The organism is Mycolicibacterium elephantis DSM 44368 (genome assembly GCF_004014805.1).
Taxonomy (GTDB): Bacteria; Actinomycetota; Actinomycetes; order Mycobacteriales; family Mycobacteriaceae; genus Mycobacterium; species Mycobacterium elephantis.
On record NZ_ATDN01000012.1, the window covers coordinates 140,822 to 155,386 of the forward strand.

A 14,565-nucleotide genomic window follows, 5' to 3' on the forward strand; every position below is an offset into this window, starting at 1 on the left:
GAGGAAGTGCTGATCTCGGTGGGCCACGGGACGCTGGACAAGGCGGCGCTGGTGGCGTTGCTGACCGGCGCCGAGGTCGAGGCGCTCGTCGACATCCGCCGTTACCCCAACAGCCGGCGCAACCCCGACGTCGCAACCGAGGCGATCACCGCGTGGGCGGCCGACGCCGGGCTGGACTACCGCTGGGACGCACGCCTGGGCGGGCGCCGGCGCCTGCCCGCCGACACCGAGCCCGAGGACACCTGGTGGCGGGTGAAGCAGTTCGCCGCCTACGCCGCCTACACCCGCACCGCGGAGTTCGGCGAGGCGCTCGACGAGCTGCTCGCGCAGGCGCGGCGGCAGCGCACCGCGATGATGTGCAGCGAAGCGGTGTGGTGGCGCTGTCATCGGCGCATCGTCGCCGACGTCGCGGTGGTGAAGTGCTCCACGGAGGTGTGCCATCTCATGCACGACGGCCGGCTGCGCCCCCACCCGCCGTCCGAGGGCGCGCGGCTGCGCGACGACGGCCAGCTGGTGTGGGTCTGACCTGGGCGTTCCGCGGCGCTGTGCGGTGGCGGAGGCGGACGGGAATCGAACCCGCCAGCGACAGAATCTGCCGCTCAACGATTTTGAAGACCGCGCCGGTCACCAGACCGGATACGCCTCCCTGCCCACGCCAGATCATGCCAGGGCAGCATGGAGGCCATGGCTTATCGACTGACCCAGTACGCCCACGGCGGCGGCTGCGCATGCAAGATCCCGCCCGGCGAGCTCGAGGACGTGGTGCGCGGGCTGACGTCGGCGACGCCGCGCGATCCGGTGGGCGAGCTGCTGGTCGGTCTGGACGACGGCGACGACGCGGCCGCGGTGCGCGTCGACGGCGACACGGCGCTGATCGCGACGACGGACTTCTTCACCCCGGTCGTCGACGATGCCTACGACTGGGGCCGTATCGCGGCCGCCAACGCGCTGTCGGATGTGTACGCGATGGGCGGGCGGCCCGTCGTCGCGGTGAACCTGCTGGGCTGGCCGCGCGAGAAGCTGCCGTTCGAGTTGGCCGCCGAGACGCTGCGCGGCGGGCTGGACGTCTGCGGGTTGGCCGGTTGCCATCTGGCGGGCGGGCACAGCGTGGACGATCCGGAGCCGAAGTACGGCCTGGCGGTGACGGGTATCGCCGATCCGAATCGGTTGCTGCGCAACGACTCCGGCGAGGCGGGGCTGCCGCTGTCGTTGTCCAAGCCGCTGGGCATCGGGGTGCTCAACAGCCGGCACAAGGCCACCGGTGAGCGTTTCCCGGAGGCGATCGAGGTGATGACGACGCTGAATGCCGCTGCGGCCCAGGCTGCGCTGGAGGCGGGTGTCGAATGTGCCACCGACGTCACGGGTTTCGGGTTGCTGGGTCATCTGCACAAGCTCGCGCGGGCCAGCGGGGTGACGGCGGTGCTCGACGCGAAGGCGGTGCCCTACATCGACGGCGCGCGCGAGGCGTTGGCCGACGGGTATGTCAGCGGCGGCACCAAGCGCAACCTCGACTGGGTCTCGCCGCATGTCGACCTGAGCGCGGTCGACGACGCCGAGGCGCTGCTGCTCGCCGATGCGCAGACGTCGGGTGGACTGTTGATCGCCGGCGAGATCCCGGGCGCGGCCGTCATCGGTGAACTGGTGCCGCGCGGAGAGCACACGATCGTCGTCCGATAACGCCGTACACGTGTAGCCGCCTATCCGCCCTCGCGAGACGTACACCAGGGCCGTTGACCGGCGGGCGATCGCGACCCTGGTGTACGCCTCGCGAGACGAACACCAGGGTCGTTAACCGACGAGCAATCGCGACCCCGTTGTACACCTCGCGAAACGAACACCAGGGCCGTTGACCCGCGGGCGATCGCGACCCTGGTGTACGCCTCGCGAAGAGGGACCCGTCGAAAACCGGTTGCGACACGGTCACGGACGGGTATCAAGTAGAACTCAGCGATCCCAACAAGATCATTGATCACTATCGTCACATCAGCCCCACTGTTGACGTCAATGCGACGTCCGCCCCGGAAACCGGAAAGGTGTGACATGTCGCCGCGTCCACGCATTGCAAGCCTCTCGGCGTCGGCGGCCGCGATCGGATTGATCGCCACACTCGGTGTCGCACCACCGGCCGCGGCCGAACCGTGCACAGGCGCCGCCGCCGCCGCGCAACCCCCCGCGGCCAACAACGCCGAGGAAACCCCGCTGCTGCCGGGCCTCAACCGCCGCCCGCTCGGTCAACGCCCCGACGGCGCCAACGACGACGCCCCGCTGCCGAGCCTGGGCCAAATCTCCGCGCCGCTGCAGCAGCAAGCCGGGGTGCGGCCCCGCCCGGACGTGCCCGACGCCCAGACCGTCAACCCGCCGCCTGCACCACCCCCGCCGCCGTCGGCGCCGGGCACCTCGCTCGTCGGGTGGGTGACGGGTCCCGACAGCCCGAACAAGACCATCGAACGGTTCGCGATCACCGGCACCGACCTCGGAATCATGTGGGACAACGGCGATCCCGCCAACCGCCAGGTGTTGATGGCGTTTGGCGACACCTACGGCTACTGCAGCGTGCGCGGCCAGCAGTGGCGCTACAACGTGCTGATGCGCAGCCAGGACGGCACACTGTCCAACACCGTCGCCGTACCCAACGGCGTTCTGGCCGGCAGCTATTCGGGTTCACCGATGCTGCGGCCGAACATCTCCAAAGCCATCCTGCCGGGCGTGAAGTGGGCGCCCGAGGAGAAGGGCATGATCCCGACCGCGGGAATCGCGGTGGGCGGCAAGCAGTACCTCAACTTCATGTCGATCAAGAGCTGGGACGGCGACGGCCGCTGGACCACCAACTACTCGGCGATCGCGGTGTCGCCCGACAACGGCGAGCACTGGGGCATCTACCCCGACAGCGTCCGTCCCGCCCGCCCGGATGCCGTCCCGAACGTCAAACACCGTGCGGGAGACCAGAACTTCCAGCAGGGCGCGTTCCTCAAACCCGGGCCCGGCGACCCCTACATCTACTCGTTCGGCACCCCGTCGGGGCGCGGCGGCCCGGCGTTCGTCTCCCGTGTGCTTCCGGCCTACGTGCCCGACCTCAGAAAGTACGAGTACTGGAGCGCCGACGCGAACGCCTGGGTGCCGGGCGATCCGGCCGCGGCCACGCCGGTGATCCCCGCCCCGGTGAGCGAGATGTCGGCGCAATACAACACGTACCTCAACCAGTACCTGGTGCTGTATGGCAACGGCGCCAACGACATCGTCGCGAGAACCGCGCCGGCGCCGCAGGGCCCGTGGAGCCCCGAGCGACTTCTCGTGCGCTCGTGGGACTTCCCCGGCGGCATCTATGCGCCGTTCCTGCATCCCTGGTCGACGGGTAAGGAGTTGTACTACAACCTCTCGCTGTGGTCGGCGTACAACGTGATGTTGATGAAAACTGTTCTGCCCTAACCAGAGCGTCGGCGGGACCGCGCCTGCAACGCGGTCTGCAACCCGACGACGCCACCGGCGGACCACTTGCGTTCCGAGGCGGTCTCGGGCGCGTCGTCCGGCGTGGCGTGCAGGAACCGGTCGGGCAGCGCCAGTTTGTGGATGGTTCGCAATGTCAGGAGATATTGGCGGGCAAGCGAACCGCTGGTGTACGGCAGGTCGTACTTCTCACATAGCGCCCTTACCCGCAGCGCCACCTCGGCAAAACGGTTGCTCGGCAGATCGGGAAACAAGTGATGCTCGATCTGGTAGCACAAATGCCCGCTCGAAAACGCCAGCAGCGGACCGGCATCGAAGTTGGCCGCACCCAGCATCTGGCGCAGATACCAGTCGGCGCGGGTTTCTTGCTCCAGAACGTCGGCGGTGAACTTCTCAGCGCCGTCGGGAAAGTGCCCGCAGAAGATCACCAGGTAAGCCCACAGATTGCGCAAGACGTTGGCCGATACGTTGGCGGCCAGGGTTCTTCGCCACCGTGACCGGCTCAGCGCCGGCATCAGAACGTAGTCCTTGACGGCTTGGCGGGCGATCTTGCCTACGAGCACCATCCGTGCCCTGGATACCTTGCCGGTGTCCGGTGTCAGGCGGTCACGCTCGGAATGCACGCCTTGAAAGGCGATCCCCCACTCGAAGACGGCGGCCAGCAGAAGGTTTCGGAGAGGCTGCACGAGATGCTTCGGCTGCCACGGTTGGTCACGGGTTATCCGGATAACGCCGTAGCCGAGGTCTTCGTCCAGCCCGACGACGTTGCTGAACACGTGGTGGCGGTAGTTGTGCGAATACCGCCAGTGCGAGGAAACCGCGACCATGTCCCACTCCCATGTGTTCGAGTGGATCTCCGGGTCGTTCATCCAATCCCATTGGCCGTGGCTGACGTTGTGGCCGATTTCCATGTTCTCGATGCTCTTGGCATAGGCCAGCGCCGCGGCTCCCAGTGCCCAACTCGCCCGTGACCGGCTGACGGCGATGAGTATCCGTGCGCTCACCTCGAGTGTCCGCTGGAACCTGATGGTGCGGCGGATGTAGTCGGCGTCACGCTCACCGAGGGATGCCTCGATGTCGCGGCGGATCGCGTCGAGTTCACCGCCGAGGGCATCGATGTCCGTCTTGCTCAGATGCGCATATGCGGCAACGTCGGTGATTGCCAAGAGTTGTCCTAATGTCCGTTCGGTCGAGGCAGCGTGTGCCTGCTCTGGTCATCCCCAAGAGCGGCGCTTCCTAAACTTCATCTGGGACGCTGCATCCCGGTGATAAAGGGCCGGCGATTTCTGACAAGTCTTCTCCACCAGCCCGCAATGCCTGGAAATGCGTTGTGGGCCAGCAGGAAACCTGCCAGCCCACAACGACGAGGTACTCGTTAGACGGCCGTCACTCCGACTGCCTGCGGACCCTTGGCGCCCTGTTCGATTTCGAACTGAACGCGCTGGTTTTCCGTCAGTGTCCGATAGCCGTTACCGCGGATTTCGCTGTAATGGACGAACACATCGTTAGAGGCCCCATCGGGAGCGATGAAGCCGAAGCCCTTGTCTTCGTTGAACCATTTCACGGTTCCCTGTGTCATACTTTCCAACTTCTCTCATTCTGAACGGATGTCAGAGAACATCCGTTGTCAGGATAGCAGCCCACCCGCCGTCAACCCTATCGCCGACAGCAGGTCGCTGAAAATACCTTGTGCGCCAATGCTTTACGCAACACTGCCTATCCACGACGCGCACTGCGTGCCAGCGTCTCGAACAACGCCCTCGGCCGCGCCACACCACTGGCTGTCAAGTTCCGAACCGACCAGCGGTCTGCCCGACGCGCATCGCATCACCAAGTTACCCAGCGCCGGTGTCGTCATATGCGGCACGACAAGAAGCCTGGCCTGGGCGTTACGGCCGACAATCATCATCAACCGGTGCCGTCGATGCGCGGCAGCGGCGTTGGGCCGCGCCCGGGTCAGGATTGAATTCAGGTCCAACTCGCCGTCGGTCGCCGACCAGTTGACGCAGATGTCGACAATCTCGCCGAGGGATGGGTGTAAGACCTCGATCAATTGCGGCAATTCGCCGGCGGTCGAGCCGGTGTGGGGCCACCATGCCCCGTCGATGTCCGTGCCGCCGAGTTTGCGGGCGAGCACCACCCTGACGGGCCGGGCCAGTCGCCGCGTACCCGTCAAGCCGTTCATGAGTGCCGCGACGTTACAAACGACTTCCGATGCGGCTGATCGGAGAACACCGGGTTCTTCACGGGTTCGTCGGATCGACTGGTGTTCGAGGTGGGCTCGGCCTTGTCGAGATGGGAAAACAGTTCGGATGACTTCATAAAGCAAGTCCTCAAATAGGGTGCGCTCCGGGCCCACGAAATCGGCGGGGCGAAGGGCATTCAAAGCGCAGATGCGCTGCTGACCGATTGGTCTGACACCCAGCGTACACGCCGCTAGCCCGAGCCGAATTCCAGCGCCGGTTCCGCCGCATCGACACCGCGGCTGCTGGAGATCGTCAACATGTCGGGGCGCACCTCGTAGCGGGCCCCGTCGGCGGGGTTGACCGCCACAAACCCGGCGCCGGAGCGCACCGCGTTGCCGAGTTGCAGGCTCGCGCCGTCGCTCAGCCGCTCGCCGCGGTAGTAATACGTGCCGGGCGAGGTTTCGCACACCACCGCCAGCGAGTTGGCCGTCCGGATCGCCGCCGCGGGCGAGTCGCCCGCGTCACACCGGGCGGAGTGGCCGACAAAGCCCAGCGAATCGGTGCCCGACACCCCGGCGATCGGAGCCCCGGTCGGCGACGGCGTCGTCGTGGGGGTGGTCGTCGTCGGCGACGTGGTGGTGGGCGACGTCGTCGTCGTCGTTGTCGTCGTCGGCGCGCTGGGCTCCGGCGGCACCGCCAGCGTCGTCTGCGGTTCGCTGCCGCCGCCGTCAGCGAACACCAGCACCGCCGCCAGCACCACAGCCGCGGTGAACATCACGATCGTTCCGATCAGCAGCGCCAGCTGTGCCGGGCCGAACCGGGACTTGCGCGCCGGCGGCGCAGGTGCAGGCGGCGCGTACGGCAGATAGCCCGTGCCGGCCGGGTTCGGATAAGCCGCCGAGAACTGCCGCGTCGACGGCGGCGCGGCGGGCGCGACCGCGGGGGCCGGCGTCGCGACGGGCGGCTGATCGAGCGCCGCGGCGGCCGCCCTGGCCAGCTCACCGGCCGAGGCATGGCGGTCGGTGGGCTTCTTCGCCATGCCGCGCGCGACGACGTCGTCGAAGGCCCGGCTGACCCCGCGGCGCATGATGCTGGGCCGCGGCGGCGGGTTGAACAGGTGCGCGCTGATGACCTGGCGCAGATCGGCCGCCTCGAACGGCGCCCGGCCGGTGAGCGCCTCGTAGAGCAGGCATGACAGCGAGTACACGTCGGAGGACGGGCCGCCGCGTTCGCCGTTGAAGCGTTCGGGCGCCATGTAGGCGCTGGACCCGATGAGCAGCCCGGTCATCGTCACCGTCGCCTCGCCGGTGCCGTGCGCGATGCCGAAGTCCACCAGGTAGGCGAAGTCGTCGGGCGTGAGCAGCACGTTCTCCGGCTTGATGTCGCGGTGCACCAGGCCGTTGGCGTGCGCGGCGTCCAGCGCCGAGGCCACCTGGCCGATGATCGACACCGCCCGCCGCGGTGTCAGCGCCCCCTCGTTGCGCAGCACGTCCTTGAGGCTGGCGCCCTCGACCAGCCGCATGTCGATGTAGAGCACGCCGTCGATCTCCCCGAAGTCGTGCACGGGGATGACGTGCGGCTCCTGCAGCCGGGCCGCGACGCGGGATTCGCGGCGGAACCGCTCCTGGAACGTCGGGTCCGACGCCAGGTCCGGTCGCAACAGCTTGATCGCCACCATGCGGTCGCGCGCGGTGTCGTAGGCCCGATACACCTCGCCCATGCCCCCGACCCCGATCAGAGACTGCAGCTCATAGGACCCGAACCGGGTGCCCAGTCGTGAGCCGCCCTTCGGGGTACTCACATGAAATCCTTTCCGTGTGCGGCGCGCGAAGGCGACAGTGCAGGTCAAACGTCAGGGTTCCCGCTGCGCGCCCGGACCTAACGCGCTGGTCCGGGCCGCGAGCGCTCGACACTACCAAAGTGTATGCCGCACAGATGGATTGGTAGACCGCCGAACGCCGGGTTCCCTGACCTCGGGAAAGCGAAACGCTATTTCGTGGCGCCGTTGATCGTCGGGGTGTCGATCGTGCCCTGCTCCACGCCCCACATCGTGGCGATGGTGCGGTACTCGCCGGTCTCGATCAGGTGTTCCAGCGCCAGGCGCAGCGACTCGGCCAGCCCCGATCCCTTGGCCACCGGCCAGCCGTAGGGTGCGGCGTCGAACACCTGCCCGGCCGCCTCCAGCGCGCCGCCCGAGGTTTTGATCGCGAACCCGGTCACCGGCGAATCGGCCGACATCGCGTCGACCTCGCCGGTGATCAGCGCGGTGTTCAGGTCGTTCTGGCTGACGTAGACGGCCTTGTCGATCGGCGGCATGCCTGCCGCCTCGCACGCCGCGCTCTTGTCCGGGATCTCGTCGGTCTCCTGCAGCGACGCGTAGGACACCCCGACGCGCAGCCCGCACGCGTTGTCCGGGTCGACGGAGGAGCCGACCTGCTGGGCCCACTGCGTGCCCGCCTCGAAGTAGTCGACGAAGTCCACCGACTCCTGGCGTTCCTTGGTGTCGGTGAACGACGACATCCCCACGTTGAAGTCGCCCGCCCGCACCGACGGGAAGATCGCCTCGAACGCGGTCTCGCGATACTCGGGCACCAGGCCGAGCGTGCGCGCGACCGCGTTCATCAGGTCGACGTCGAACCCGACGATCTGGCCCTCGGCGTCTTTGAATTCGTTTGGTGCATACGGCACGTTGACTCCGACGATCAGCCGGCCCGTGGACCGGATGTCCTCGGGCACCGTCGCCGCGATCGACTCCACCGCACCCGTCACCGCCTCCGGCGTCGCCGTCGACGAACTCTCGGCCATGCTGGCCGGGGTGGTGTCGCTCCCGGAGCCGCCGGAACCGCCGCGCCCCTGCCACACGCCGAAGGTGCCCAGCGCGGCGACCAGCACGACGGCACCGGTCACTGCGAGCACCCGCCGCTTGGTGACCGGTTTGCGGTGCGCGGCGTGGCGACCGCTGCCCGCCACCCGCACCGGCGCATCCAGGGCCTGCCGCGCGGCCTCGGCCAGCGCGCCTGCCGTCTGGTAGCGCTTGCCCGGCTTTTTGGCCATGCCCTTGGCGATGACGTCGTCGAACGCGGCGAGCCTGGGATCGGTGGCCGACGGCCGCGGCACGTCCTTGGTCATGTGCGCGGCGATCTGCTGCTCGAGGGTGTCGGCCGGATACGGCCGCACCCCGGTCAGGCATTCGTAGAGCACGCAGGTCAGCGCGTAGATGTCGGCGCTGGGATCGACGGGTTTGCCCTCGAAGCGTTCGGGGGCCATGTAGGCCATCGTGCCCAGGGTGCTGCCCGCCGTCGTCAGCCCCTGATCACCGGCCGAGCGGGCGAGCCCAAAGTCGATGAGGTACACGAAGTCTCGGTCGGTGATCAGGATGTTCGACGGTTTGACGTCGCGGTGGATCAGGCCGGCCTTGTGCGCGGCGTCGAGCGCGCTGGCGACCTGTTCGACGATGCTGACCGCCAGCGCCGGGTCCAGCGCGTTGTCCCCGCCGGACAGGATGGTGCCGAGGTTGCGGCCCTCGATGAGGCGCATGTCCAGGTAGAACCGGCCGTCGATCTCGCCGAAGCCGTGGATGGGCACCACGTGCGGATCGTTGAGACCGGCCGCCGCATGGGATTCGCGCCGGAACCGCTCCTGAAACGTCTCGTCGGCGGCCATCGCGGCGGGCAGCACCTTCAGCGCGACGACGCGGTCGGTGCGGGTGTCGTAGGCGCGGTAGACCTCCCCCATTCCGCCCCGGCCGATCAACTGCTGCAGTCGATAGTGCCCGAATGGTGTCGCGTCCACCCATCACTCCTCGAACAGCGTCCCCGCGTCGCTGTGTCGGTCGAAACTATCGCACGTTTGCCAGCAATGTGGCAGCGCGTGTCATTTTCGGTTTTCTCAGGCCGCCTGCACCAGTGCGGCGTCGGGGGTCGAGATCGCCGACGCGTCCGCGGTCGGCAGCGTCAGCGTGATGTCGGAGATGCTGATTTCCCCCAGCGTCCACAGCGTCTGGTAGGTGACCGCGGACGCGACGATCTGCAGCGTCACCGTCTGCCCCGGCGCCAGCGTGTGCGCGACCGGCTCCAGTGAGACCTTCGCCGTGTGGGTGTTGCCGTCCAGCGTCACCGGTATCGGTGTCACCTGGTTGCCGAGCACCAAACCCGTTGAGTCGTCGACGAGTTGGGCGTAGACATGCCGGGTGTACCCCGTGCCCGAATAGCTGAACTCCAACTCGGGCGCGCCGACGATGTAGGTGGTGGCGGGCGCCGCGGTGCTGGTCAGGTTGACCGCGTTGAGCGCCGGGGCGCCCGACAGGAATCCCAGCAGCGCGCCGAGCGGTCCCGCCCCCAGCGCCCTGAAGTTGGGGCCGGACCCGCCCAGCAGCGGCAGCAGCGGCAGGGTGCCGCCCGCGGTGCTCGTGACGGTCAGCGGCGTCGCGGATGTGACGGGGTAGGTGTTCGACGCGAAGTTTCGGCCGTGCTGGTCGACCCACTCGAACTGCGGGCCGGTCGACACCGGCAGACCCTTGACGTAGCGGTCCAGCCAGTCCAGCGTGGCCCGCTCGATGACCTCGCCGTTGTTGGTGCTGGTGATGCACCCGCCGTGCCCGCCGCAGTACCACACCACCTTGGTGGGAACACCGTTGGCGATCAGGACCATCGCGTTGTCGTGGGCCTCCTGCAGGGTGAACAGCGTGTCCACCGTGCCTTGGATCAACAACGTTGGGGCGGTGATGTTCTCGAGCAGCTGCGACGGGCTGCGCGCGTCGAGGAAGTTCTGGGCGACCTTCGGCAGTTGCCCGGTGATCAGGCCGACCACGACCGCGGAGTAGATCCGCGGGTTGACCCGGGCGCCGGTGAACAGCAGCGCCGCGGTGAGGATGGCGCCCCAACTGGTCTTGGTGGCGCCGTTCTTGTACAGTGCCGTGTTGAGGTTGTGCCACGCGATGGTCGGCACGATCGCGTCGACCCGGTCGTCGATTGCCGCCGTCACCAACTGAATTCCGCCGCCGTAGGAGGCGCCGACCATGCCGATGCGCGGGTCGCCGGGCGCGTCGAGCTGGGCCTCGGGCTGCTGCGAGACCCAGCTGATGATCGCGACCATGTCCTGGCCCTCGTAATCCGGATGGTCGATCTCGAGCCGGCCGCCCGAACTCCACTCGCCGCGCGGATCCCACGTGACGACGTTGTAGCCGGCGCGCAGCAGCATGCCGATGCCGATCACCTGGTTGGGCAGAAACGGGCTCTTCATCGCCAGCGGGTTCGTCTCGCCGGGCAGCCCCAGGCCGGAGCCGTACAGGATCGTCGGCGCCACCGTGCCCCTGGCGGCGCCCTGCGCCGGGAAGAAGTGCACGTAGATGGGGGTGCCGTCGGCGGAGATGACGTACACGTCGCGTGGTGTCGTTCCGCCGGTCGCGCCGAGGGGATAGCCGATGATCGGGTGAAGGATGTCGCCGATCAGCGGTATCTGCTTGATGGTGGCGACGATCGGGGTGATCACCAGCGGGCCGAGGATCGGGATCTGCTGCAGCGGTGCGAGCACCGGCGTCACGGGTATCGCGACGACCTTCTCGACCGCCGTGGTCGCTGCCGGGTTCGCCTCCTGGTCGAGGTCGGGTACCGCGCCGAGGAATTCGCGCCGCGCGGCGGCGGCCAGTGCCCACACGGCGGGTGTTCCGGCGGGCGCGGCAGGCGTGTTGCCGGCACCGGTGAACGGATTGAGCACTGCGGTAAGAAGATTGGACACCGCGACCGTGGCCCGCTCGGCGGGCTCGTCCTCGACAGGCTCCTGCTCGACGACGGTGACGTGCGCGACGACGGGCGCCTGCTCGACGACGGGCGTCTGCTCGGCAACCACGTCCACGGTCGAGTCCTGCGGGGTGGGTGTAGGGACGTCAGCGGCGGCAGGCTGTTCAGGTTCGGTGGTCGTGTCAGGCTGGTCGACGGTCTCGGGCTCGTCGGCCTCGGTCGAATCTTCGGAGCCGCCAGAGGAATTCACGTTGCGGCCGTTCCCCACCGTCGACGTCGCCTTCTGCTCGGCGAGCCGGGCGGAGTTGGCTTCCTGCGCCTCGTCCCACCGCTTCTGCAGCCGTTGTCGCAGCCGATGCAGCGGCGTCGACCCCTGCGCCTCGGCGGCCGGCGACTCCTCCGGTTCGGCGGACGAGGGCTCCGTCGTCGACGCCGACTCGGTCGTCGTGTCCGATCCCGAGGAGTCCGGCGCGGCCAACGCGACACCCTGACCCGTCAGCACCGCGACACCCACGCCGAGGGCTACCACCAACCCGCTGATCCGTCCCACGCCCACCAGTAAGTGCTTACCGACACCACGCGCCGGAAGTGGGCGTTTGGCCGAATCTGCCGCCTGCAGCCATTGCTGCCAAAGCCGCCCCGAAGGTGGGTTTTCCCAGCTCAGAACGGTAAAACGGCCAGGTGAAACAGGTTGTGTCGAGTTGGCCGGTCTGCGGCAGCTGCTGTCGCTCAGCGATTTGGGTGCGCTAAGTCGCGCTCAGCGATGGTTTGCGCACCGAAATCGCCAGAGCGACGCGCGCGGACCGTGATCCGGGCGCCCTTTCGCGGCGTGAAGATCACGTGCCTGAGCCGGGTCTTCTCCCCCGGCTCCGTCGTGGTGGCCAGTTCGACGCGGCGCAGGATCTCCCGCAACACCACCCGCATCTCGACCATCGCGAAACCCGCACCGAGACAACGCCGGTTACCGCCGCCGAACGGCAGCCACGTCGTCGGGCTCAGCGTCGCGCCCACCATCCGGTCCGGGTCGAACTCCTCGGGCCGCGGATAGACGGAGTCGCTCGAGTGCACCAGCGTGATGCTCGGCACCACCATCACTCCCGCAGGTAACCGATAGCCCGCGATCTCCACCGGCTCCTTGATGATTCGGCCCACATCGGGCACCACCGGCCGCACCCGCAGCGTCTCCTTGGCCACCGCGTCCAGGTACTCGTCGTCGCCGGAGTCCGCCGCGGCCACCGCCTTCGCCAGGATCTGCGGGTGGCGGGTCAGCCGCTCCAACGCCCATGACAACCCGGTCGCGGTGGTGTCGTGGCCCGCGACCAGCAGCGTGATCAACTGATCGCGTAACTCCTTGTCGCTCATCGCGGTTCCGTCGTCAGCGCCGGCCTGCACCAGCATCGCCAGCGCGTCGGTGCGCGACGCCAGGTCGGGATCGGCGCGGCGCTCGGCGATCTCGGCGTAGAGCAGCCGGTCGGCCTCGGCCATGCACTCCCGCAACCGCCGCCACGGCCGACGGCCCAGCAGGTGCGGTTTGGCGATCGCCATCGACTGCCACGGCCCGACGTTGAGCAGCCGCGGCATCACGTCGCGCAGCGCGGCCAGCCGGTCCGGGTCGCTCGCGCCGATCACCGTCCGCAGGATCACCTCCAGCGTGATCTGCGACATCTTCGGCGCCGCCGCGAACGGCGTGCCCACCGGCCAGCCCGCGATGTTCTCCGCGGCGAGCTCGGCCATGGTCGTCTCCTGGCGCGCGACCGCGTCGCGGTGGAACGGGCCCATCATCAGCCGGCGACGCTCGCGGTGCGCATCACCGTCGATCACCAGAACCGAACTGTCGCCGAGCAGCCCGCCCAACATCGAATTCGCCTCGCCGGCATGGAACACCCGCGGATCCCCGGCGAACACAGTCTTGATGTCGTCGGGGTCGGCGAGGTACACCATCTGACCCATCACCGTGTTGCGCAGCGTGAGGACGTTGCCGTAGCGGCGCCGGCACGCGGCCACGAACTGCGCCCACCACCGCGCCATCAACAGCATCTGAACAACCGAGGGGATCGGAGGTCCCGGCGGCAGCCCCGTCCGCGTTGTTCTACTCATGCCTAATAGCGTACGAACCTCGCCGCCGACATGGAAGCGATTTCCGAAATCGCTCGACGACGACTCAGGGCCGGTACTGCAGGATCCGGTCGTCGCCGTCGCGCGGGCTTCCGCGCCCGTCGCGGTTGCTGGTGGTGAACCACAACGCGCCGTCGGGGGCGGCGACGACCGTCCGCAGCCGCCCGAACCGCCCGACGAACAGCGCCTCCGGGCTGCCCAGCGCGCCGTCGGCGCCGACCGGGATCCGGAACAGCCGCTGACCCCGCAACGCCGCGACCCACAGCGCGCCGCCCCAGAACGCCAGCCCCGACGGTGACGCCTCGTCGACGCCCCACTGGATCACCGGGTCGATCAGGCCGTCGGCGCCGCCGCGGCCCTCGACCATCGGCCAGCCGTAGTTGCCGCCCGGTTCGATCAGGTTCAGTTCGTCGAGCCGGTTCGCCCCGTATTCGGTGGCCCACATCCGCCCGGCGCCGTCCCACGCCAAACCCTGAATGTTGCGGTGGCCCAAGGACCAGACCGGCGATCCGGGGTCCGGGTTGTCCGGCGGGACCGAGCCGTCGAGGTTGATGCGCAGGATCTTGCCGCCCAACGACGACGGGTCCTGCGCCAGGTCGGGATCGCCGCGCTCACCGGTGGCCACGTAGAGCTTGCCGTCGGGGCCCAACGCGATGCGTCCGCCGTTGTGGATGGACCCGGCCGGGATGCCCGTGAAGATCGGCGTCGGCGCCGACAGCGCGGTGCCGTCGAAGCTCATCCGGACCACCCGGTTGTCCTGTGCGGTGGTGATGTAGGCGAACACGGTCTGCCCGGCGGTGACCAGCCCGAGCAGGCCGCCCTCCCCACGGGCTGCCACGCCCGCCACGGTGCCGACCGGGTTCACCGTTCCCGAGACCGCCATGTGTTTGATCGCGCCGGTATTACGTTCGGCGATCAACGCGCCGCCGTCGGGCAGGAACGCGATGCCCCACGGCACGTCGAGGTTGGCGGCGACGTCCCGCGGTTCCGCGCCGCTGGGCTGACCGCGGGATTCGGTGTTGTATCCGCATGCGGCCACCAACATCACGCTCGATGCGACGACCAGCAATGCGCGCGCGAAT

General features: G+C 68.4%; 11 protein-coding genes and 1 tRNA gene. 3 read left to right on the top strand and 9 right to left on the bottom strand.

Annotation, left to right across the window (positions count from 1 at the left end; all coding sequences use genetic code 11):
* Positions 1–6 precede the first annotated feature (6 nt).
* On the top strand, positions 7–525 hold the full coding sequence (locus tag MELE44368_RS10250; RefSeq protein ID WP_128108368.1) for a DUF488 domain-containing protein: 519 nt from the start codon (positions 7–9) through the stop codon (positions 523–525).
* A 26-nt stretch (positions 526–551) separates the two neighbouring features.
* Here the strand turns inward: MELE44368_RS10250 and MELE44368_RS10255 are convergent.
* Positions 552–646 (bottom strand) — tRNA-Sec (locus MELE44368_RS10255).
* A 38-nt stretch (positions 647–684) separates the two neighbouring features.
* On the opposite strand from MELE44368_RS10255, the gene selD reads away from it, so the two are divergent.
* Together selD and MELE44368_RS10265 are read left to right on the top strand one after the other, a co-directional pair.
* Entirely contained in the window at positions 685–1,677 is a 993-nt protein-coding gene (selD, locus tag MELE44368_RS10260) for a selenide, water dikinase SelD (protein WP_128108369.1), read from the top strand.
* A 363-nt stretch (positions 1,678–2,040) separates the two neighbouring features.
* Positions 2,041–3,426, top strand: a complete 1,386-nt coding sequence (locus MELE44368_RS10265; RefSeq protein WP_128108370.1) for a glycoside hydrolase family 183 protein — start codon at positions 2,041–2,043, stop codon at positions 3,424–3,426.
* Here MELE44368_RS10265 and MELE44368_RS10270 read toward each other — a convergent pair.
* The 8 genes from MELE44368_RS10270 to MELE44368_RS10305 form a co-directional block, all read right to left on the bottom strand.
* Entirely contained in the window at positions 3,423–4,610 is a 1,188-nt protein-coding gene (locus MELE44368_RS10270; RefSeq protein WP_128108371.1) for a fatty acid desaturase family protein, read from the bottom strand. The genes MELE44368_RS10265 and MELE44368_RS10270 overlap by 4 nt on opposite strands.
* 209 nt (positions 4,611–4,819) lie before the next feature.
* Entirely contained in the window at positions 4,820–5,023 is a 204-nt protein-coding gene (locus MELE44368_RS10275) for a cold-shock protein (protein WP_128108372.1), read from the bottom strand.
* Between the two features lie 123 nt (positions 5,024–5,146).
* A complete protein-coding gene (locus MELE44368_RS10280) occupies positions 5,147–5,629 on the bottom strand; it encodes a DUF5994 family protein (RefSeq protein WP_128108373.1) in 483 nt (160 codons plus the stop codon).
* Between the two features lie 251 nt (positions 5,630–5,880).
* Positions 5,881–7,431 carry a serine/threonine-protein kinase gene (locus MELE44368_RS10285; RefSeq protein ID WP_128108374.1) on the bottom strand — a complete coding sequence of 517 codons (1,551 nt, stop codon included), beginning with the start codon at positions 7,429–7,431 and terminating at the stop codon, positions 5,881–5,883.
* Between the two features lie 188 nt (positions 7,432–7,619).
* Positions 7,620–9,422, bottom strand: a complete 1,803-nt coding sequence (gene stpK7 / locus MELE44368_RS10290; RefSeq protein WP_128108375.1) for a serine/threonine protein kinase StpK7 — start codon at positions 9,420–9,422, stop codon at positions 7,620–7,622.
* 96 nt (positions 9,423–9,518) lie between these two features.
* Positions 9,519–11,924: a S15 peptidase family protein gene (locus tag MELE44368_RS10295; protein WP_241566551.1), complete on the bottom strand. Its 2,406-nt coding sequence runs from the start codon at positions 11,922–11,924 to the stop codon at positions 9,519–9,521.
* Between the two features lie 173 nt (positions 11,925–12,097).
* Positions 12,098–13,465, bottom strand: a complete 1,368-nt coding sequence (locus tag MELE44368_RS10300) for a cytochrome P450 (protein ID WP_128108377.1) — start codon at positions 13,463–13,465, stop codon at positions 12,098–12,100.
* A gap of 64 nt (positions 13,466–13,529) precedes the next feature.
* Positions 13,530–14,528 (bottom strand): PQQ-dependent sugar dehydrogenase, encoded by a 999-nt coding sequence (locus MELE44368_RS10305; protein WP_128108466.1) that lies wholly within the window; start codon positions 14,526–14,528, stop codon positions 13,530–13,532.
* Positions 14,529–14,565: the final 37 nt, after the last annotated feature.

Coding starts and splice junctions, on each gene's coding strand:
- MELE44368_RS10275 (WP_128108372.1), bottom strand. CDS start 5,023: ATGACACAGGGAACCGTGAAATGGTTCAACGAAGACAAGGGCTTCGGC.
- MELE44368_RS10280 (WP_128108373.1), bottom strand. CDS start 5,629: ATGAACGGCTTGACGGGTACGCGGCGACTGGCCCGGCCCGTCAGGGTG.
- selD (WP_128108369.1), top strand. CDS start 685: ATGGCTTATCGACTGACCCAGTACGCCCACGGCGGCGGCTGCGCATGC.
- MELE44368_RS10265 (WP_128108370.1), top strand. CDS start 2,041: ATGTCGCCGCGTCCACGCATTGCAAGCCTCTCGGCGTCGGCGGCCGCG.
- MELE44368_RS10305 (WP_128108466.1), bottom strand. CDS start 14,528: ATGTTGGTGGCCGCATGCGGATACAACACCGAATCCCGCGGTCAGCCC.
- MELE44368_RS10300 (WP_128108377.1), bottom strand. CDS start 13,465: ATGAGTAGAACAACGCGGACGGGGCTGCCGCCGGGACCTCCGATCCCC.